The organism is Flavobacterium johnsoniae (assembly GCF_001879205.1).
In the GTDB taxonomy this organism is placed as follows: domain Bacteria; phylum Bacteroidota; class Bacteroidia; order Flavobacteriales; family Flavobacteriaceae; genus Flavobacterium; species Flavobacterium johnsoniae_A.
In genome coordinates this window covers 1-21,213 of record NZ_MLFK01000002.1, presented here as the reverse complement: position 1 = coordinate 21,213, position 21,213 = coordinate 1, and the positions used below count along the sequence as shown (strand labels likewise).

General features: G+C 35.9%; 13 protein-coding genes and 1 pseudogene. 5 read left to right on the top strand and 9 right to left on the bottom strand.

Features of this window, described 5'->3' with window-relative positions:
- Positions 1-7 precede the first annotated feature (7 nt).
- Positions 8-1,465: a SusD/RagB family nutrient-binding outer membrane lipoprotein gene (locus tag BKM63_RS02375; RefSeq protein ID WP_071635080.1), complete on the top strand. Its 1,458-nt coding sequence runs from the start codon at positions 8-10 to the stop codon at positions 1,463-1,465.
- A 255-nt stretch (positions 1,466-1,720) separates the two neighbouring features.
- On the top strand, positions 1,721-5,572 hold the full coding sequence (locus BKM63_RS02370) for a M43 family zinc metalloprotease (protein WP_083572164.1): 3,852 nt from the start codon (positions 1,721-1,723) through the stop codon (positions 5,570-5,572).
- A gap of 239 nt (positions 5,573-5,811) precedes the next feature.
- Here BKM63_RS02370 and BKM63_RS02365 read toward each other — a convergent pair whose 3' ends face one another.
- Positions 5,812-7,032: a M24 family metallopeptidase gene (locus BKM63_RS02365; protein ID WP_071635078.1), complete on the bottom strand. Its 1,221-nt coding sequence runs from the start codon at positions 7,030-7,032 to the stop codon at positions 5,812-5,814.
- Between the two features lie 40 nt (positions 7,033-7,072).
- A pseudogene (locus tag BKM63_RS24095) lies at positions 7,073-8,957 on the bottom strand (MGH1-like glycoside hydrolase domain-containing protein).
- Between the two features lie 308 nt (positions 8,958-9,265).
- Between BKM63_RS24095 and BKM63_RS02355 the strand changes: the two are divergent.
- Both BKM63_RS02355 and BKM63_RS02350 read left to right on the top strand, forming a co-directional pair.
- On the top strand, positions 9,266-10,555 hold the full coding sequence (locus BKM63_RS02355; RefSeq protein ID WP_071635077.1) for a S28 family serine protease: 1,290 nt from the start codon (positions 9,266-9,268) through the stop codon (positions 10,553-10,555).
- A gap of 30 nt (positions 10,556-10,585) precedes the next feature.
- Positions 10,586-12,583, top strand: a complete 1,998-nt coding sequence (locus BKM63_RS02350) for a hypothetical protein (RefSeq protein ID WP_071635076.1) — start codon at positions 10,586-10,588, stop codon at positions 12,581-12,583.
- Between the two features lie 30 nt (positions 12,584-12,613).
- Here the strand turns inward: BKM63_RS02350 and BKM63_RS02345 are convergent, their stop codons facing one another.
- From BKM63_RS02345 to BKM63_RS02315, 7 genes are all read right to left on the bottom strand, one after another.
- Entirely contained in the window at positions 12,614-13,228 is a 615-nt protein-coding gene (locus BKM63_RS02345; RefSeq protein WP_071635559.1) for a WbqC family protein, read from the bottom strand.
- Positions 13,229-13,322: 94 nt separating this feature from the next.
- Entirely contained in the window at positions 13,323-14,876 is a 1,554-nt protein-coding gene (lepB, locus tag BKM63_RS02340; RefSeq protein WP_071635075.1) for a signal peptidase I, read from the bottom strand.
- A 64-nt stretch (positions 14,877-14,940) separates the two neighbouring features.
- Entirely contained in the window at positions 14,941-15,642 is a 702-nt protein-coding gene (dapB, locus tag BKM63_RS02335; RefSeq protein WP_071635074.1) for a 4-hydroxy-tetrahydrodipicolinate reductase, read from the bottom strand.
- Positions 15,643-15,682: 40 nt separating this feature from the next.
- Complete coding sequence (locus BKM63_RS02330; RefSeq protein ID WP_071635073.1) at positions 15,683-16,243, bottom strand: DUF5683 domain-containing protein; 561 nt, start codon at positions 16,241-16,243, stop codon at positions 15,683-15,685.
- Positions 16,243-17,145 carry a ParB/RepB/Spo0J family partition protein gene (locus BKM63_RS02325; protein ID WP_071635072.1) on the bottom strand — a complete coding sequence of 301 codons (903 nt, stop codon included), beginning with the start codon at positions 17,143-17,145 and terminating at the stop codon, positions 16,243-16,245. Before BKM63_RS02325 ends, BKM63_RS02330 begins: the two co-directional genes overlap by 1 nt.
- 5 nt (positions 17,146-17,150) lie before the next feature.
- The gene (locus BKM63_RS02320) at positions 17,151-17,918 is read right to left on the bottom strand and encodes a ParA family protein (protein ID WP_071635071.1); all 768 of its coding nucleotides are present in this window, start codon (positions 17,916-17,918) and stop codon (positions 17,151-17,153) included.
- 232 nt (positions 17,919-18,150) lie between these two features.
- Positions 18,151-18,546, bottom strand: coding sequence for a septal ring lytic transglycosylase RlpA family protein (locus tag BKM63_RS02315; protein WP_071635070.1), 396 nt, complete (start codon positions 18,544-18,546; stop codon positions 18,151-18,153).
- A gap of 202 nt (positions 18,547-18,748) precedes the next feature.
- On the opposite strand from BKM63_RS02315, the gene BKM63_RS02310 reads away from it, so the two are divergent.
- Positions 18,749-20,917, top strand: coding sequence for a hypothetical protein (locus BKM63_RS02310; protein ID WP_071635069.1), 2,169 nt, complete (start codon positions 18,749-18,751; stop codon positions 20,915-20,917).
- Positions 20,918-21,213 lie beyond the last annotated feature (296 nt).

Sequence of the window (21,213 nt, the reverse complement as noted above, 5' to 3'; positions counted from 1 at the left end):
AAACAAAATGAAAATAGTAAAAACAATATTTTTCGCAGGCGCCATTTTACTTTCGGCTGTTTCATGTGATAATTTAGAAGATTTAAATCAGGACGAAAAAGCCTATACGACTGTTTTACCGGGTGCCTTAATGACAAGTGCACAAGTTAACTTTGCTTATTTTTTGACCAATGCCTCTGTGAACAATAATAACTTTAGAGGTTATGTGCAATATTGGACAGCCACAACTTATACAGATGAGGTAAATTACAATCAGGAAAGAAGAAATCTGGGAAATGCTCATGCTGTTTTATTGTACAGAGATGTTTTGCAGGATTTAGTAAACGCCCAAAAGCAAATTAAAGACAAAGAAGCTTTGGGAGCGGTAGACATGGCTGTTAAGAAAAACAATTTGGCAATTCTGGAAGTTCAGATTGTAATGGCCTATCAAACTCTGGTAGATTTATTCGGCAATGTTTCATATAGCGAAGCTTTGGATATTAAAGGGCATCCGTATCCTAAATATGATGATGCAAAAGCTATTTACTTAGATTTAGCCGCTCGATTAGATGCTGCAATTGCAGATATGGATAGCAGTAAAGCCAGTTTTGGAACAGCCGATTTAATATATAAAGGAAATGTTGGAAAATGGAAAATACTGGCGAACAGTGTAAAACTAAAATTAGGGTTGCATCTTGCTGATGTTGAACCTGCTTTAGCCAAAACTATGGTTGAAAGTGCCTATAATTCCGGACTTATGACAAACGAAAGCCAGACAGCTCTTTTTCAGTATTTTTCGTCATTGGTGGATATGAATCCGTTGTATGATACTTTGGTAAACGAAAGCCAGACTGTGCCTACGGAGTTTTTTGTTAATGAGTTAAATGCGAAAGCAGATCCAAGACGTGATATTTTCTTTAATCCGAATTCTAAAAAGCAAGGTGTTTATAAAGGAGCGCCTTATGCTAAACAGGTAAGTTATGGTGATTTTTCTAATGTGGGTCCAAAGCTGAAAGAAAAAACAAATCCGGGCGTTTTATTTGATTACACAGAGACGTGTTTCCTATTGGCAGATGCAGCCAATAGAGGTTTTAGTGTAGGGGGAACTGCAGAAGAATATTATAAAAAAGGTATTTTGGCAAGTATGCAATTTTGGGGAGTTGCCAATGCTGATGCTCAAACATACCTAAATAGAACTGATGTAGATTTTGCAACAGCCGTAGGAACTGCTAAAGAAAAGATAGCCTATCAGCTTTGGATAGCCTATTACAATAGAGGATTTGAAGCCTGGACGGAATACAGAAGATTAGATTATCCGCTATTGCAAGCGCCTTCCACCGCAGTTGATGCCGCGCAGGGAAAAGTTCCGGTACGTAATATTTATTCCATTTTTGATAAAACTTTGAATAAGGAAAATTATGAGGCAGCTGCCGCAGCTATTGGAGGAGATTTAATGACCACAAAAATTTTCTGGGATAAATTTTGATTTGAATTAGTTTTCCTGTTTTTAGCCGGATATCTTTAATTAGGTATCCGGTTTTTTTTGTTTTTATATATGGTTGATGTGTTTTTAATAAAGTGTTGTTTTTGTTATTGAATGTATTGCTTAATTGTATTATTTTTTAATAATGTGTTTTTTTAAGGTTAAAAACTTGTTAATCTTGTATTAAATATTAGTTAGATAGTATCAGTCAGTTAAAAGGCATCATAATAATTTTGGTAATAACAAAACCCAAAAAAAATGAGAACAAAACTACTAGTATTATTGCTTTTTTTTGCGATAGCAAAAATGAGTGCGCAAGGACTTCCTTGCCGGACCACAGAAGAAAACGCTAAAGTGTATCGGGCCAATCCGAATTCATTGCAGGAGAAAAAAGATTTCGATGCTTTTACGAAGAAATTTACCCTTCAGCGTAAAAGTAAAACTGCTAAAACAGAAGCGGTTACTTATACCATTCCAGTTGTTTTTCACATATACGGAGATGTGCAAAGCGGCAAAACGATTACTTACGAGAAAATTGTCAATCATTTGGCACAATTGAATGATGATTTTAATGGAAGAAATGCAGATTACCAAACTGTTGAGCCTTTTTTTCAACCAAGAAGAGGAACCTTAAACGTCGAATTTAAATTAGCCAAAAAAGATCCAAATGGTGGCTGTACAACCGGTGTCGTTTTTCATCCCGCTAAAAATGGCTACGGAAACGGCGGTGGTTACGACGATCAGATTGCAGCAGATGCCTGGGATAATACAAAATATATGAATGTTTATATCCAGAATGATTTATATAACGATGGGGCTTTAAACAATTCTGGAGTTGCCTGGTATCCTAATTCGGATATGACAGCAAGTAATACGGCACGTGTTGTTTTTAATGGAGCTTATCTTTATGACAATTCGTATAGTAAAGAGTTTTCGGCAACCTTAACACATGAGTTTGGTCACTTTCTAAATTTAATTCACACTTTTGAAGGAGGTTGTACCGGCACAGATGAAGTCAGCGATACACCGGCGGAAGATGGTTTGCATACTCTTGCCTGTACACCGGGCACAAACTGTAGCGGCGACAAGGTAAATTTTGAAAACTACATGGGATATAACGGTGCGCAAGGCTGTTATAAAATGTATACGCAAGGGCAAATAGACAGAATGCTGGCCGCCTTACAGCATCCTGCAAGAATCACACTTTGGCAGCCTCAAAACTTAATTGATACAGGAGTAAACTCAACAGAAAGCAGTTTAATGGCAAGTGTAACGACTCTTAAAGAAACAGTTGTAAACGACGGAGCTTTTAATACTCCATCGATTATAACATTGAGTGGAGGTAAAACCTTTGCATTAAGTTCGGGAACTTTATCTGCAGGAACACATTTTACACATGCTTTTCCAGCAGGAATTACGCCAATACTTACCGTAAATTCAAACGGACAGGTAACCCTGACCCTTTCGGGAAAAGCGCTTAGTCACGCAGCGGCGCAAAATGCCACGGCCGGAATTACATTTTTGCCAGCTGCTTTTACCGGCGGTACTACTGGCTTATCTTGTACCTCTTTGTTCTTTAATTTGAAATTTACAGATCCTTACGGGATATTTTTTGTAGACATGCCAGATGTCAATATTTCTTCCTCTTTAACATGGAAGCCCTTTGATATTGCAAAAGGAGATGATACTTCATTTGGAGGCTGGCGTTATGCTGCGAATGCTTTAAAAATTGAAACCTATGCTAAAAAATTAGTTTGCGAAGCAGGTTCCAGAAACATTTCTTTGCTTGGGCAAAATACAGCAGTAGGGCCTGCAAGCAACATGACAGCGCCTGGAGCATATCCAAATCAGTTAGATATAAGAACATCAACTTATACCGCTTGGGAAGGAAAATCAGGTTATGTTGGTTTTGAATACCAAATTGAAGGGCAAACTTGTTATGGATGGTTTAAAGTGAATGTTGCAGCAAACGGAGATTCTTTTACTATTTCTGAATATGCTTATAATACACAGCCAAATACGCCAATTTATACCGGAATGTCAAATAAAACGGCTGTTACTTTATCTGAAAGTATTTTATACGAAGCTGAAGCTAATGATGGAGGTGTTACAACAACCAGTTTGATTTCATTATCAACTAATAATGGAACTTTTACAAAAAGTTCCGGCAGTTTTACAGCGGGAACTGATTATACGGTTTCGGGAGTTCTGGCAGGATTGACTGCTGTGCTGACACTTCAGGGCAATAATAAAGCGGTGGTTTCTTTTACAGGAAAAGCCACAGCGCATATTCCGGCAAATGATGCAGCGGTGATTATTACGTTTAAAGACGCAGCAATTACGGGCGGTATTTCTACTCTGGACAATGCTTCAAAAACCATCAATTTAAAATTTGATGCTCCTTACGGAATTTTCTATGTAAACAATCCTGATTATGTGGCCTCATCGGCACAAACATGGCAGTATTTTGATTTAGCAATTGGTGATAATACAGAATATGGTGTGTGGCAGTTTGCGCCTGGAGCATTAAAAATGGAAACCTACGGAAAAAGATTAGTAGGTCAGGCAGGAACCAGAAACATTTCTTTGCTTACTCAGGGAACTTCAATTGGAGCATCAAGTAATTTTGTAACTCCCGGTGCTGCTTATCCGGACCAGTTAGATTTAAGAACTTCAAGCTATACAGCCTGGGACAATCAAACCGGATATGTAGGTTTTGAATATAAAAGCAGAGGACGTACCTGCTATGGCTGGATGCATGTAAAAGTAGAAGCTGGCGGAGTCGGTTATACCGTTTTGGATTTTGCATACAATACAAAACCTAACGAACCGATTTTGGCAGGAAACCAAACTTCTGCAACTGTATTAGCTCCTTCTAATTTAACAGCAACGGCTAATAATAGTAGTTTAGAAGTGCAATTAGCATGGACAAATAATGCTGTAAATGCCACAAATATTGTTGTGGAAAGAGCAGGGGCAGATAATGTTTTTGCAGAAATAGCAACTTTGGCAAGTACAGCAGTAACTTATACCAATACGGGTTTAACAGCAGGCAGTACTTATAAATATAAAATTCGTGCCAAAGCAAATACTGTTTATTCCGCTTATTCTAATGAAGTTTCTGCCACAATTACGGCTAATTCAGCTTATTGTACTACTCAGGCAGACAATAAATACGAATATATTAATTCTGTAACGATTGGAAGTTTTAATAATGTTTCCGGTAAAAATACAGGTGGTTACGCTGATTATACTTCTAAAACAATTACAGTATCGCCAAGTACGCCTACAAACGTAAGTTTGACAGCTGGTTTTTCTGGAGATGCTTACACAGAATTTTGGGGAATCTGGATCGACTATAACAAAAACAATATTTTTGAACCTTCAGAAAAAGTGATTGATGGAATCTCGTCTAACGGAACTGCAACGGGTAGTTTTACTGCCGCTGCATTTACCGGGTCAACAAGAATGCGAATTGTAATGAAATATTATTCGAACCCATCATCAGCTTGTGATAATATTGCCGACGGAGAAGTAGAAGATTATACCGTAGTTTCCGGAACCGTTATACCAAATCCGGTAACATTGGCAACGCCTTCGAACATTGGTAATGCAGGAGTTTATTCTACAGGTTTTTATGCTTCATGGAACACAGTTTCAAATGCGACAAGCTATGAAGTACAGTTAAATAATGCGAATACAGGCTGGACAACATTTGGAAATTCATCAACATATTATTTATGGATTCCGAAGCAGGGAACACAAACCGCTTACCAATTTAGAGTAAGAGCGAAAAACGCCTCTGAATTTAGTGATTGGAGCGCACCATTGACAATTGATCTGCAAAACGGAAACTTAGGCGTAGCTCAAGTCGATTTTACAAAATCATTTGCAATGTATCCTAATCCGGCCACAGACGTAGTTAATTTTGAATTCAGCAATTTAAATGCAGCAAATATTAAAATAACGATTTACGATCATACCGGAGTTGTAGTAGCGGTATTAAATAACACGGTGTCTTATCCGGTTCATCAACTTAGAAAAGGAGTTTATATCGTCATAGCTACAGACGGAAGTTTTTCTGAAAGTAAAAAATTATTGGTTAAGTAACCCGTTGGATGTAATTAGTAAAAAAATCATTTAACAGATAGAAAAAACATGTTTCTAACACATAGCTCTATGTTTGTTTTAAATAAGTGAAATGCCTTTTTTGAAAGTGCGAACTCTATGTTTCTATGTGTTGAAATTAATGTGATCCACCAGGTTAATTAAGTAATTTTTAGTTTTGGTTGTAAAGAAAAAAGGGGAAACGATATCGTTTCCCCTTTTTGTATGCTAATAAATAAGGATTAATTTACCTCAATGCCAAACGGATTTTCAATACTGTGCATTGGAGTTGTAAACCATTTTGGCCCGTTTGATGTCATATAAAAATGATCTTCATGGCGAATTCCAAATTGTCCCGGAATACAAATCATAGGTTCGTTGCTTACCACCATTCCTTCTGCCAAAACGGTATTATTTCCCCTAACCAAATAAGGATATTCATGTATATCTAATCCTGTTCCGTGTCCTACACGATGAGGTAATCCGGGAAGTTCATAATCTCCACTTAAACCAGCTTGTGCAATTACTTTTCTCGCTGCATCGTCAACAGAGCCACAGGTGGCTCCTAATTGTGCGGCATCAAAAGCTGCTCTTTGCGCTGCTTTTTCCAGGTTCCATATTTTTCTATGCGCTTCAGTTGGTGTTCCGTATATGTAAGTACGTGTGATATCAGATAAATAACCTTCTAAACGACATCCTGTGTCAATCAATACAACGTCATTGTCTTTTAAATCCTGCGGTTTTGTTACGCCATGCGGATATTGAGAATCATCTGCAAATAACACTATACAAAAATAAGAACCGGAAGAAATTCCAGCTTTAATATGGGCTTTGTTTATAAAATCGACTACCGTTTCTGCTTTTATACCCGGGTGCAAAATACGGGCAGCAGCGCGTTGTACGACCATCGTAATTTCTTTTGCCTGCTGAATAATAGCAATTTCATTTTCTGATTTTTGAATACGGCATCCTGTTGTAACAGGCTGTGCGTTTTGAAATTCATAACCCGGATTGGCCTTGGTTAAACCATCAATTAAAAAATAACCGGCAGATTCATCCAAAGCAATTTTACCAGAACTGATATTTTTGTTTTTCAATATTTTTCCAAATAATTGATAAGGAGATTCATGCTCCTCCCAGCAGTTAATTTTACCGTCTATTTGTTTGAATTTATTAAAAGTCCCTTCTTCAAATTTCGGAACAATATATTCTAAACTGCCGTCTTCAAACAAAAGACCGCCCACCATTCTTTCAGAAGGATTCCATTTGGTTCCTGTAAAATAATATAAGTTCGTTCCGGCATTAATGTAAAGCGATTTCACACCTGCTGCTTTCATGATAGATACGGCTTTTTGAATACGCATTTTATATTCTTCGGGCTGAATGGCTTTTACATTCCCCGTCATATTTTGTATTTTTTCTAGTTCTGTATTTACGTCAGATCCGCCAACTCCAATAGTCATCTTTTTTTATTTTTATAGTTAAGTATATTTTTTAAATAATTTAATCGTTAAGCAATAGCATCATCAAGTGCGCTGCAGACCAGCTGAAATTATAAGCTTCAAGTCCTTTTCCTGTAATTGGCTGATAATTTTCTCTAATGGCTTGCCCTTTTTCAAGAACTCCTTCTGCATTGTGAATTGTTTTATAAGTCAGTTGGTCTGCTTCTTTTTGATAACCGTAATTCGACAAGCCGGTAATACCGAAATAAACCTGATCCAGCCAGATTGGGCCGCGCCAATAACCTCCTTCGGGTTTAAATTTAGGATGATTCGCCGCGAGCGTTGGCAGGGGAATAAAAGTATTAAAGATTTCAGGATTCATCATATTCTTTTTGATTTTTTCGGCTTGTTCCTGAGTTGCTGCTTTTGCCCATAAAGGAAAATAACCCTCGCAGCCCATATCTTTCAAAAGCGTTTTTCCATCAATAGTGCTGTCATAAAACCATCCGGAAGTTTCGTCCCAAAACTGAGTTTGTATTTTTTCTTTTAAAATCGCAGCCTGACTTTTAAATGCTGATGAATTAGCATGATCTTCTAAAGCCGAAGCTATTGCAGCTAAAAATATTTTTTCTGCATACAAAAATGAATTCAAATCTACGCTTTCGCGATCAATAGAAAAAGCATGTTTATTGTTTTGTAATAAAACGCTGTTGTCAAAACGAACGGCATTGTCCATACCGCTTTCCCATTTTGCAGCAATTAAAGTTCCGTCAGTCGAACCAAACTCACATAATCCGTCCTGATCGTGGTCTCGTTCTCCATTCGTGATATTTTTTTAATTTCGGATAAAATTCATTCAGAAAGTTTTTATCCTTTGTTTTTTTATAAATTTCCAAAATGGCCCAGGCGGCTAACGGCGATTTTGTATTTCGGTAATTATTAGGCTCAATTAAAGTATCGCGGTAAACGCAGTCAGGAATAAAGCCGTTTGGTTCCTGATAATCAAACATGGCTCGCATTTGGTTTTTTGCCAGATCCGGATCGTAATTTACCACCGCCGCAGCATGTTTCCAACTGTCCCAGGCCCAAAAACCATTGAACCATTCATAATGATAGCTTGGGAAAATGCCGCTGTGTTTTAAACCTTCTGCTGCAATTCGGCTGTTATTTTGTAACGTAAGGGTTAGTTTGCCTAATAAATCAGAATAGATTTGATTCTGGTAAACAGCTTTTTTATGAGTGTTTAAATTAGCTAATTGGGTCTCTTTTTCCTGTTTAGTAGTTTTTAGAATACTATCAAAATTACTTTTTTTAATGCTGTTTTGTTCTTTTTCCCAGGAGTATTGTGGAAAAATAAAGGTTTGGGCAACTACAATTTCTTTTGTTTCTTTTGGCTTTAAAACGAAGGAATTAAGAAGTGTTTTATAGCTTTCGGAAGTAATATTGAAATTTACATTTTGTCCAATAAATTGTATCTGACCAATCGCATTTCCTTTTTTTGAATTCAGGATTATTTCATTTTTCCCTGACGTGAGTTCCATTGTATTTAAATAGTTTTCTCCTGAAAAATAAGAATCCAGTTTTATCTTTTGGTTTGAAATATTTGTGATACTTGTTTTTTGTAAAGCAGTATGGGCGGATAAAAAAAGAAGTTCCTGCCTGATGATGAGGTTCTTTGTTTTAAATTCCTGTTCCAGATGACTATTGTAACTGGTTTGCTGTACCAAAGAAGTTTTCCAGTCGATTTCATTTTGCTCGTTATTTTCTTTAAGATGTAAAGAAGTAAAAGCCGGGCTGAGCCAAACGCCGTTTTGCTCCGTTAAAAGTAAAGGTCCCGAAAATCCGGCTTCTGCTTTATCGGGATTTAAAAAACCATAAGCAAACCAAGAACCTTTATCAGAGAAAGCTAAGGAAGTTCTGTCTGTTACAGAGGCCGGGTAACCCATGTAATTAAGGCTGTTTTTGCTGTTTTCTAAATTCGGAAACTGAGTTTGGGCACAAGAAAGCTGTACCACGGTTAAAAAAAATACAGAATAAATAAAGTTTTGCATAAGTTAAGTAGTAAGCTTTTTTCAGATTGAAATAAGATTTTGAAGGTTATTTTTTTACACTTTTTAATTAAAATTAAGTCAATATTTTGGCATACTCATATTTTAACTCAAAGTAGATAAAATAGGATAATTTACAGGTAATATAGTATCGGATTTAGCTTTGTATAGCCAGTATTTTTAAAAAATCAATTAAACCTTAAAAAATGAAAAAAGTACAAAGCTTACTAGTATTACTTTACATAGTCCTAAGTCCGCAGTATGGTGCAGCACAAACAGCATCAACTTTATTTTTAAAGCTGACTGAATTATTTCCTAAAGCTGAAATTACCCTTATAGACAATTTAGAAGGCTATTCGGAATCGTATCAATTGATTTTAGAAGAACCATTAGATCATCTAAATCCCCAAAAAGGCACTTTCAAACATTACATTTATCTTTCTCATCTTGATTTTAATAAGCCAATGGTTATAGAAACGCACGGTTATAATACAGGGAATATTAAAAGCGAAGTGAGTAAATTATTAAACGCCAATCAAGTTGCAGTTGAATATCGTTTTTACGGAAAATCACGTCCGGAACCAATTCAATGGGAATATTTAACGAATGATCAGGCTGTTGAAGATTACCATGATATTGTGAGTAAGCTAAAGCATTTGTATTCAGGAAAATGGATTTCGACCGGAATAAGTAAAGGCGGTGAAACGGCTTTAATATATAAGTCAAAATATCCAAACGATGTTGATGTGGCAATGCCGTATGTTGCTCCATTGATTAATACGCAGGAAGATCCAAGAACAATAGAACATACCAGAACAGTTGGCACGCCGGAATGCAGAGAAAAAATTAAGGCATTTCAAAGAGCAGTTTTAGAAAATAGAGAAGCTGTTTTAAAAGAGTTTACGCAATATGCAGTGGCAAAAAAAATGACGTTTACTGAGGTTTCTTTCAATGAAGCTTTAGAATATGCGGTTTTAGAATTCCCTTTTTCTTTTTGGCAGTGGGGAGGAAAATGTGATGCGATTCCTCCTGTAACTGCTTCTGCCAAAGAATTATTTGAGTATCTCGATAATATAGTAGGTGTTAGAACCTACAACGACAAAATGTATTTTAATTATCTGCCGTCCTATTATCAGCATTTAACTGAATTAGGATATTATGGTTTTGATTTATCTCCCGTTGCTGATTTGCTTCAAATTGTAAGAAGTTCATCAAACGATCGTTTTGCACCCAAAGGAGTTGTGATAAAGTACAATCCAAAATACATCAAAAAAGTTCGAAAATATGTAGAAAATAAAGGAGATAAAATTCTATATATCTATGGCGGTTACGATACTTGGTATTCTTGTTCGCCAACGCCAGATCCAAAGCTTGATGCGTTGAAAATGGTTTTACCAACAGGAAGCCATTCGACAAGAGTAAAAGATTTTCCCGAAAAGGATCAGCAGCTTATCATGAAAACGCTTTCAAAATGGCTGGAAATAGAAAACTTATAAATAGATAATCAAAAAAATAAGAATAACCGAATGAAAAAAACACAGACTTTTCTGTTTTTAATTGTTTTTAACTTAGCCGCATGCAATTTGTTTTCGCAGGAAAATAATCGTTGGCAAATTGATTCTGAAAATTCAATTTCGTGGAAAATTAAAGAAGATATTCCGCATGATGACCATATCGAAATGAGCGGTAAAAGAATTTCAGGTGTTATTCGCTATGGTGTTTTGGCAAATGGTGCTTTTCATGCCACCCGAAGTTTGGTCTGGCCAATGCTGAGAACGATTCCCAATAATACACATGCGAGTTTTACACGGCAGTTTGCTCAGGACGGTCTGGAATTGGTGACTGTAAATTACAAACCAATCACAGATGAAAAGGTAACGGCTATTTCTCTCAACGGAATATTACAAGTTAACAGTAAGGTTGATAGTAAACTTGAAATTACCAGAGAATATTTTCCCATGACATCGCTGGCTGGATATTGTGAAAAGTATACTTTAAAAAACACGTTCGACAAGAATTGCATTGTTGAAGTGCCTAAAACCGAATCTGTTTATCATTCTGATCCGGAAAAGGGTACAGAGGGAAGTTATCAGGTTAACGTTTATACTTTAAATCATGGCAGTTTTACTCTTAAACCCAATGAAGAAGTTTCGTTCTCGGTTATATACTTCGGAACAAAAACAGGCGAAAATATTCCTTTAATCAATATAGAAGAAGAAAAACAGAAACGTTTAGATCTGGTTTTTGAAATTCAGAATAAATTAGTGCTTAAAACTCCGGATGAAGTATTAAATACAGAATTTGCTTTCGCGAAATTAAGAGCTGCAGAAAGTATCTTCGATACAAAAGGAGGTCCAATGCACAGCCCGGGAGGCGAAGCTTATTATGCTGCTATTTGGGCAAATGATGAAGCAGAATATATAGGCCCGTTTTTTCCTTTTCTAGGCTATCAATATGCAGATAAAGCTTCGTTAAATGCTTATTTGCACTTTGCGAAATTTATGAATAAAGAATATAAGCCAATTCCAAGTTCTATAATTGCAGAAGGAACCGATATTTGGAATGGTGCTGGCGATCGGGGAGATGCGGCTATGATAGCTTATGGCGCTGCTCGTTATGCTTTGGCGAAAGGAAGTAAAAAAGAAGCTGCTCAGTTATGGCCTCTGATTGAATGGTGTCTGGAATACTGCCGGTTAAAAATAAATGAGGAAGGAGTTGTTCTTTCTGATTCAGATGAATTAGAAGGTCGTTTTCCTTCAGGCAAAGCAAATCTAAATACGTCGTCATTGTATTATGATGCTCTTATTTCTGCCGTTTTTCTTGGGAAAGAGCTTGGCGGATCATCAAAAAAACTAACAGCTTACAAAGTACAGGCTGATAAAATGAAAGCTGCAATTGAAAGATATTTTGGTGCCAGAATTGACGGATTTGATACTTATAAATATTACAAAGAAAATGATATTTTGCGTGCCTGGATTTGTACACCTCTGGCAATGGGAATCTATGATCGAAAAGAAGGAACTATTGATGCTTTATTCTCTTCAAAATTATGGACACAAGATGGCTTAGCGAGTCAGGCAGGTGATAAAACCTTTTGGGATCGTTCGACTTTATATGCCTTGCGAGGGGTTTTGTCGGCAGGAGAATCTGAAAAAGCAATTCGTTTTTTACATTATTATTCTAATCGAAGATTGCTGGGCGATCATGTTCCTTATCCTGTAGAAGCATTTCCGGAAGGAAACCAGCGTCATCTTTCCGCAGAAAGCGGTTTGTACTGCAGGGTTTTTACCGAAGGGTTGTTTGGAATTCGTCCAACTGGTTTAAATAGTTTTGACCTTGTTCCGAGGTTGCCTCAATCCTGGCCAAAAATGAGTTTAAGTGCTATTTATCTGGCTAATAAAAACTTTGATATTACGGTAGAGAGAATCAATAAGAAACTAAAAATCACAGTTTCAGACAAAAACAAAATATGGATTAATAAAGTGATTAAGGAAGGAGAAACAATTCAGGTAAAATTGAATTAAACCAATAAATACTGGATTGCTTAGAAACGTTTAAAGTAACTTTTGCGTTTTTAAGTAATCCATTGCAAATTTTCCTTCGTTAAAAAGTAAATCCAAAACACTTAAATTGTTGATAAAACCGTGTTTGTCGTCAAAAACCTGAGTGTATTTTTCGAATGAATTTGTGTCTTTTTTTCCGTTGGCTAAATATCTGAAATCAGCAATATTCTCTGTTTCATGAAAGTATTCAGCTGTTTTTCCGAATTCTAATTTCATACGAAGACATTTAGCTGTAAGGTCTAAAACTTCCATATTTAAGTCCATTAAAAAAGTATGTTTCTTTTCAAAAAAAGGAGCAATATCATCTTCAAAAAACTCAAAAAAAGGAGAACTCCTATAAGCTGCTTCCAAGGATTTAAAGTGCTGTTTCTGCCAGTCAAATTCATTTTCGATTCTAACATCTTTTGTTTTTTGATGCGCCGATTTGGAGTGCTTAACAGGAATATTTAATAATTGAATTCCGTTTGGACTATAGATGTAAGTTCGGTTTCTATTGGTCTGTTTCTGGAAATTATCTTCCATTTCAAAAGTTATATTTTCAGATTGAGCCATAACTGCAAAGTGGCTTATTGACGGAAAATAAGTAGGAAGTAATAAGGAATTCATGATTTCTATTTTTGTTTTAAAAGTTTCAGGTTTCAAGTTTCAAGTTTTTGCGAACCTGAAACTTGAAACCTGAAACAAAAATAACTTTTTTTAATTATGCTTTGTTTTCTTTTCTTTTTCTCCAGAAGAATTCTCCAACGAAATAAAGTGCAAGAACAATTAGGAAATATTTGAAATAAGATTGCGGTTGTCCTTCGCCGTCTACAGTAGTGAAGACTCTGCTCCAGCGAATTTTGTTGATTCCTTTTCCATTTGTATCCCAGCTCATCCAGATGAAAACTGGTTTTCCTACGATATGATTTTCCGGAACATAACCCCAATAACGACTGTCTTCAGAATTGTGACGATTGTCTCCCATCATCCAATAGTAGTTTTGCTTAAAGGTATAGGTATTCGTTTCTTTCCCGTTTATTATAAATTTAGAACCGCTTAGTTCTAAAGTGTTTTCTTCGTAATTGGTAATGATTTCTTTGTAAAATGGTAAAGATTCATTCGTTAAGGCAACTGTTTTACCAGCTTCCGGAATATAAATCGGACCAAAATTATCCTGATTCCATTTGTTGATATGAGGGAAAATCGCGTTGTCATTTCCTTTATCAATTTCTCTTTTTACAGCAGTAACACCAGGAGTGTTTTTTAAACGTTCAGCGCTTGCCTCAGTCAAAGCTCTAAAATAAAGTGTATCTCGTTTTTCACTTCTAAAACCTGCCGGATCTGTAATATCCAATTCTTTGAATAAAGATTCAAAATCAATAGATGTTTTTCCGTCTAAAGCTACTGAATATGAATACTGAGGTTTTGCTCTTTCAGGTAAAACTAATTTTTTTCCGTTAATGAAAACAAAACCGTCTTTAATTGATAAACTGTCACCAGGAATACCAACACATCTTTTTACATAATTTGATTTTTTATCAATAGGCTTGATAACCCCTGGTCTTCCTTTTGGTTCGTAAAAATAATGTACGGTATCGACAGGCCAGTTAAAGACAACAATATCGCTTCGTTTAATTTTTTCGAAAGCAGGAAATCTAAAATAAGGTAATTGCGGCCAGCTTAAATATGATTTTCTTTTTGTTAAAGGAATTGAATCATGTACCATAGGTAATGCTACAGTCGTCATAGGAACTCTCGGGCCATAGTTTAATTTACTTACAAACAAGAAATCTCCAATTAACAACGATTTTTCTAATGAAGAAGTTGGTATAGTATAAGGCTGTACTACATAAGTATGTACTAATGTTGCTACGATAATGGCAAAAAGCAACGAGCTTACTGTATCAGCAGTTTTGTTTTCAGGAGTCAATTTGCGGTTGGCATTGTACTCTAACTTTTGCGTATAGTTTACATAATAAACATAAAAACCAAGAGTAAAAATTCCTAAAATGGTATCTAGAGTTGATTTTTTACCAAATGTTCTTAAGGTTTCGACCCAGACAACCGGAAACATAATTAAGTTTATAATAGGGATGAAAAGCAGTAACGTCCACCATGTTGGACGGTTGATAATCTTCATCAAAACAATTGAATTATATACCGGAATTGCTGCTTCCCAGCTTTTTCTTCCCGCTGCCTGATACAATTTCCATGTACCTAGAAAATGAATTATCTGAACAGCTAAGAAAAATACGAACCAAGAGTAAAGTGTCATAATATTGTATTTTTAGGTTTCAAATTAAGGATTGAATGTTTTATTAATCCAAAACTTATTCGATTTATTGTAAGTTTAATACATCTTTCATAGTGAAAATTCCCTGTTTTCCTGCAAGCCATTCTGCGGCGATAACAGCACCCAGAGCAAAACCTTCACGATTATGAGCAGTATGTTTGATTTCAATACTGTCAATAGCAGAATCGTAATTCACGGTGTGTGTGCCCGGAACTTCTCCTATTCGTTTTGCGTCAATACGAATATGTGAGCTTTTTTCTTCATCTAAACTCCATCCGGTATAATTACTGTTTTCAATAACGCCTTGAGCTAAAGAAATCGCAGTGCCGCTTGGAGCATCAAGTTTATGAATGTGGTGAATTTCTTCCATTGAAACTTTGTATGAATCGAACTGCTTCATGATTTTAGCAAGATATTCATTTAATCCAAAGAAAATATTTACACCCAGACTGAAATTGGAGCTCGAGATAAAACCTCCTTTTTTCTCATTGCAAAGCGCAATCATTTCGTCGTAATGTTCAAGCCATCCCGTTGTTCCTGAAACTACGGGTACATTAGCATTAAAAGAAGCAGAAATATTATGAACTGCAGCTGAGGGAACACTAAAATCAATGGCAACATCGGCTGTTGAAAGTCCGTCGTATGTATTGAATTCATCTTTCTTTAAAACTATTTCATGACCTCTTTCTAAAGCAATTCGTTCAATTACTTTACCCATTTTTCCGTATCCTAAAAGCGCAATTTTCATTTTATATGTATTTGTGAATTTTTAAATAGAAGAAAACTATTTAAAAACGATAATTAAAAGTTAGTCCAACATTTGGTTTAAATGTTACATCGTTGGGATAAATTTCCGGACGCATTGATAGTCTCTCATTTACGTTGAATTGAATCAAGGCAGCGTCAACATTGGCATCAATAATGTTTAAAACATAAAAGCCGACAACAAATAAAGCAGAAAGGTCTCTGTTTCTCTGGTAAAATTTCTGACCGGCAATAAGTCTGCTGTCATCTAAAAATTCATATTTATCGTTATTATAGCCTTCTAATCTTCGTTTGTAGGCGTTTCTATAATCACGATATTTGTTATTGTTGTCTATATAGAAATATAAACTTGTACCAATAGCTCCGTAAACTAAAGGAATTTTCCAGTATTTTTTATTATATGCCTGACCAAGACCGGGTAAAATAGCAGAATAGAAAGCTGCTTTTGCTGGTGTAAGAGGGTCTATTTCTTCTAACTTAGTACTGTCTTTAGCGACCAAAACCGTTTCTTCTTTTACCTGGGCAAAAAGAGAGACGGTTCCTAAGAGAAAGAACAATAAACTTATGGGGACAATTTTATTCACTATCCGTTAATTAATTTTACAATTCGATTAAAGTCGGCTTCAGAGCTAAATGGAATGGTGATTTTTCCTTTTCCGTTGCCGGCAACTTTAATATCAACTTTTGAGCCAAAATAATCATTAAAAGAATTTTTCTGTGTTTCTCTAACTACAAATGAAGAATCAGCTTTCGGTTTTCCTTCTTCTTTTGGCTTTAAGCTTTCGTGGTAATTTTTTACTAATGTTTCTGTTTCACGAACAGATAAATTCTGACTTACAATTTTTTGATAAATATCGGTCTGAATGTCTAGATCTTCAATATTGATGATCGCACGACCGTGCCCCATACTGATAAAACCATCACGAATACCTGTTTGAATAATCGGATCTAGTTTTAAAAGACGTAAATAGTTGGCAATTGTAGAACGTTTTTTTCCAACACGTTCGCTCATTTGTTCCTGTGTCAATTGAATTTCGTCAATTAAACGCTGGTAAGAAAGTGCAATCTCGATTGGATCTAAATCATGACGCTGAATGTTTTCAACCAATGCCATAACCAGAGACTCATTATCATTGGCAATACGAATGTAAGCCGGAACATGAGTTAAACCAACTAAAGTTGAAGCACGCAAACGACGCTCTCCGGAAATTAACTGGTATTTGTTAAAATCTAATTTTCGAACAGTAATAGGTTGAATTACACCAAGTTCTTTGATAGAAGTGGCTAATTCGCGTAATGATTCCTCATTAAAATTGCTTCTAGGCTGAAACGGATTTATTTCGATAGCACTTATTTCAAGCTCAATAATATTTCCAACAACCTTATCAGCATTTTTGTCTTCTACTGATGTAATGTCGTTTTCCGGATCTTTTAATAATGCTGATAATCCTCTTCCTAAGGCTTGTTTTTTAATTGCTTTTGTCATAAAAACTATTTACTGTTTTTCTTTATAATCTCTTGAGCTAAGTTAATATAATTAACTGCACCCTTACTTGTAGCGTCGTAATTAATAATGCTTTCGCCAAAACTTGGTGCTTCGCTTAATTTTACATTTCGCTGAATAACGGTATCAAAAACCATATCATTAAAGTGTTTTTGAACCTCTTCAACCACCTGATTTGATAAACGTAACCTGGAATCATACATAGTTAATAATAATCCTTCGATGTCAAGATCAGGGTTGTGTATTTTTTGAATACTTTTAATAGTGTTCAATAATTTTCCTAATCCCTCAAGTGCGAAATATTCACACTGAATAGGAATAACTACTGAATCAGCAGCTGTTAAAGCATTCAGGGTTAATAAACCTAATGAAGGAGCACAATCGATAATGATATAATCATATTCTTCTTTTGCTTCTTCTAATGCTTTTTTAAGCATGTACTCACGGTTTTCTTTGTCAACCAATTCAATTTCGATAGCAACAAGGTCAATGTGAGCAGGGATCACGTCAACATTTGGAGCTGTACATTTTAAAATGGCTTCTTTTGGCGTTATGGTATGTTCAAGAATTTGGTAAGTTCCAAGTTCAACAGATTCTACGTCAATCCCAAGGCCGGATGTGGCATTAGCTTGAGGATCAGCATCGATCAATAATACTTTTTTCTCTAAAACACCTAGTGAGGCTGCAAGATTTACAGATGTTGTCGTTTTTCCAACGCCTCCTTTTTGATTAGCAATCGCAATGATTTTGCCCATTTATTTTCTGAATTTTGAACCGTAAAAATACAATTATTTATGGTTTTTGAAAATCTATTTTGTTAACATTTATGAAACTTCGCTTAATTGAGGTTTCGTGCGTCTTCGGCAGAAAAATAATTTTTAGATGCTGATAGAATTGTAAACTAAATTTGATGAATTTAAGTGGTGTTTCTGTTTTAAAAGAGAAATGAGCTTGATTTTAACTTTGATGAAGGGTTTTATCGGACCTTTATTTTAATATTTCAATTTTTACATAAACTACACCGCTTTTTTTATTGGAAGCAATTTGCAAAAACGCTCTTTTGCTTAGGTCGATTTCTCTTCCTTTAACAAATGGTCCTCTATCTGTAATTTTTACAATAACGAAATTAGTGTTTATTTCGTTTGTAACTTTCAACATTGTTCCGAATGGGAGTTTTTTATGGGCAGCAGTTAAATCATTGTTATTGAATCTGTGGCCGCTTGCCGTTTTTTTTCCATTAAATTTATCATGATAATACGAGGCGTGTGCATTTGTTTTATATAACTCATATTTTATGTTGATATTACAGGAATCCCTGAATGTTTTTTGTGCAGTGGCGGCTGCGGAAATAAGGAATATTACAAATAGTATTAATTTTTTCATTTTCTATGTTTTTACGATCGGCAAAAAAAATCTATTTATAAAGGATGGGCTCGTCCAATAAGGTATATTAATGCTGTTAAAAGACAAATTTTACATTTTTGTATAGTTTTTGATAAGAAATTTGGAACTAAAAATGAACATATAGATTAAGGATTATGACTATTTTGGGCTCTTTAAAAATACTATTAAACCCAAAAAGATTATGATTAAAAAGTTAATCTCAGTATGTGCTGTGTTTGCAGTTATGCTGCTACTATGCAGTTTTACAGCACCAAATTCATCTGCTGAAAAAAATGAGGAGAATAAGGTAGAAGGCAAAATTGTCTACAACAAGAAAAACCATAGTATAACCTTGTCATGGCCTGCATTCGGTTCTTCCGGGAATTACATAATTACCAGAGGCGGAAGTCGATTGGCGTCAGATTTTGTTTCTGTTGGTTCAACTTCTAAATTGACCTTTACAGATAATAAACCAAATGCTGATAAATATGAGAATTACTATAAGGTTACCCGTAACGCTGTAACCATTATAGTTTCACTTGAAAATCAAATTTTTGGCAGCAATATGTATTTCTACGACAGAAAATATGAAAAAGCAGAAACGGCACGTAAGGATATTAATTCACAATTTAGTGCTATAGGTTTAAGCGGATCAAACGGTGAGTGGACCACAAAACGGCAGGCTTATTATTTTAAAGCAAATGTTGAGGGACAGACTTACGATTCGGGAGGATCTGGTTCTGCGTCATCGGCGACGGCCAATTCAATAGAATTGGGTTTCTACTCCCATATTGGAGGTTTAGGTAAAGTTCCTTCAGATGTTAAATTAGGTTCTGTATTCACAAGGCCTCATCTTTCGGGAGGCGCAAATGCCACGTGTACATTTTGGCGTTCTGTAGAGAATGTAGAAGTAATGAGAGATTTTGCGTGGACAGTCTCTCAGTCTACCAGTGCGCGAAGAATGCTGATTGAAAGTACTTCTAAATATATTTCAGATATTGGTGATACTAACTTTTGGGGCAGCGGTGGTTTTATTGCTGATACGCATTATACTTCGTCCAGACCAAACTGGGGCGGACAACAACAATGGTATACCCGAAATACTATTTTTCCTTCCGGATCGGGAGCTATGGGAGGTTCATACAATATGGTGTGGCAGGGTTGTGTGAATCCTCCGCAGGCAGATGAAGCTAATTCTCCAATTCCAACCACGCCTATTATCAGGGAAAAACCTTTTCTTTTTATAGATAAAGATGGTGAATACAAAGTATTTGTTCCGGCATGGGAAAAGGATAGAGTAGGGGTTTCTTGGACTGCCTCAGATATGGGTAAGGGGAAAGCCCAGGATTTGCTTACGGATTGGTATGTTGCCAAAGAAGGTGATACTGATGTAGAAATTAATAAGGCACTAAAAACAGGTAAAAATATATTTTTTACACCGGGACATTACTCATTGAATGCACCTATTCAGGTAAATAGAAAAGATGCAATACTTTTAGGAGCAGGGATAGCTTCGGTAACACTAGAGCCAACTGAGAAAAATACGTGGGGTTGTATCTATGCTGATGATAAGGACGGAATTATCATTGCAGGACTTTTGATGGATTCATTCAATAGTACAACTTATCAGGTTCGAATTGGTAACGAAGGAGCAAACGCAGATCATTCTGCTAATCCTATTTTGCTCTCTGATATTACGTGCAGAGTAGGAGGTGTTCAGTCAAAAAATATTCAGATACACGCTTCGATGCAGATAAATAGTAATAATGTAGTGGGTGATCATTTCTGGTTGTGGCGTGCCGACCATGGTTCGCAGCGTGGCGGAGATTTACGCTGGTTAAGAGACAGATGTAAAAACGGACTTATCGTTACAGGTAATGATGTTACCCTTTATGCTCTGTTTACCGAACATTATCAAGAATATGAGGTGCTTTGGCTAGGAGAAAGAGGCAGAACGTATTTCTTTCAGAACGAACCGCCATACGATGCTCCAAATCAGGCAAGTTGGAGCAGTCAGGGAGGCAGGATAGATGGCTATGCCGCATTTAAAGTAGCTAATACAGTAAAAGAACATCAAACTATCGGTATGGGTTCGTATGCAGTTTTTACCGGAACTGATGGGAAGGTGAATAAGAAAAATGGCTTTGAAATACCGAATAGTCCAAATGTGAAGCTCGAAAAAATGTGCATTACACGTTTTGCGGGGCCAGGGAATATTCAAAACGTTATTAACGGAATTGGAGGCAGCACAGCAACTGGCGCAAAACGCATAGCGTTGTATAATAATGGAGAAGGAACACAGCCTTTTGATGAGGAATTTAATTTGCCTAATCGGGAATCTTATCCTGCTTATATTAATATGGAGAAATAAATTTTGATATTGAAAAACCTCTTAATATCCTGATTTTTAGAGATTGTTTATTTGTATAGCCCGTGGTTTCAACCACGGGCTATGTTTTTTATGTTGGAATAAATTTTAAACAATTAAAAATATTGGAGTTTTAGTCTTCAGTTTGTTCTAAAAAAGTCTTTAAGTAAATGAAAAGACTTTTTTCGGGGTGGCAGTCCCGACAGCTTTCGGGAGAACCTGCGGTCTTCCGGATTTTCAATCGGGACGTGATAACCTTTTTTCGTATTATTTATATTTGAGATTAATGCAAAAAAAAA

Excerpts from the sequence above, each read along its gene's own strand:
- lepB (WP_071635075.1), bottom strand. The coding sequence starts at position 14,876 with ATGACACTTTACTCTTGGTTCGTATTTTTCTTAGCTGTTCAGATAATT.
- BKM63_RS02350 (WP_071635076.1), top strand. The coding sequence starts at position 10,586 with ATGAAAAAAACACAGACTTTTCTGTTTTTAATTGTTTTTAACTTAGCC.
- BKM63_RS02355 (WP_071635077.1), top strand. The coding sequence starts at position 9,266 with ATGAAAAAAGTACAAAGCTTACTAGTATTACTTTACATAGTCCTAAGT.
- BKM63_RS02370 (WP_083572164.1), top strand. The coding sequence starts at position 1,721 with ATGAGAACAAAACTACTAGTATTATTGCTTTTTTTTGCGATAGCAAAA.
- BKM63_RS02345 (WP_071635559.1), bottom strand. The coding sequence starts at position 13,228 with ATGAATTCCTTATTACTTCCTACTTATTTTCCGTCAATAAGCCACTTT.
- BKM63_RS02365 (WP_071635078.1), bottom strand. The coding sequence starts at position 7,032 with ATGACTATTGGAGTTGGCGGATCTGACGTAAATACAGAACTAGAAAAA.
- BKM63_RS02375 (WP_071635080.1), top strand. The coding sequence starts at position 8 with ATGAAAATAGTAAAAACAATATTTTTCGCAGGCGCCATTTTACTTTCG.
- BKM63_RS02310 (WP_071635069.1), top strand. The coding sequence starts at position 18,749 with ATGATTAAAAAGTTAATCTCAGTATGTGCTGTGTTTGCAGTTATGCTG.
- BKM63_RS02320 (WP_071635071.1), bottom strand. The coding sequence starts at position 17,918 with ATGGGCAAAATCATTGCGATTGCTAATCAAAAAGGAGGCGTTGGAAAA.
- BKM63_RS02325 (WP_071635072.1), bottom strand. The coding sequence starts at position 17,145 with ATGACAAAAGCAATTAAAAAACAAGCCTTAGGAAGAGGATTATCAGCA.
- dapB (WP_071635074.1), bottom strand. The coding sequence starts at position 15,642 with ATGAAAATTGCGCTTTTAGGATACGGAAAAATGGGTAAAGTAATTGAA.
- BKM63_RS02315 (WP_071635070.1), bottom strand. The coding sequence starts at position 18,546 with ATGAAAAAATTAATACTATTTGTAATATTCCTTATTTCCGCAGCCGCC.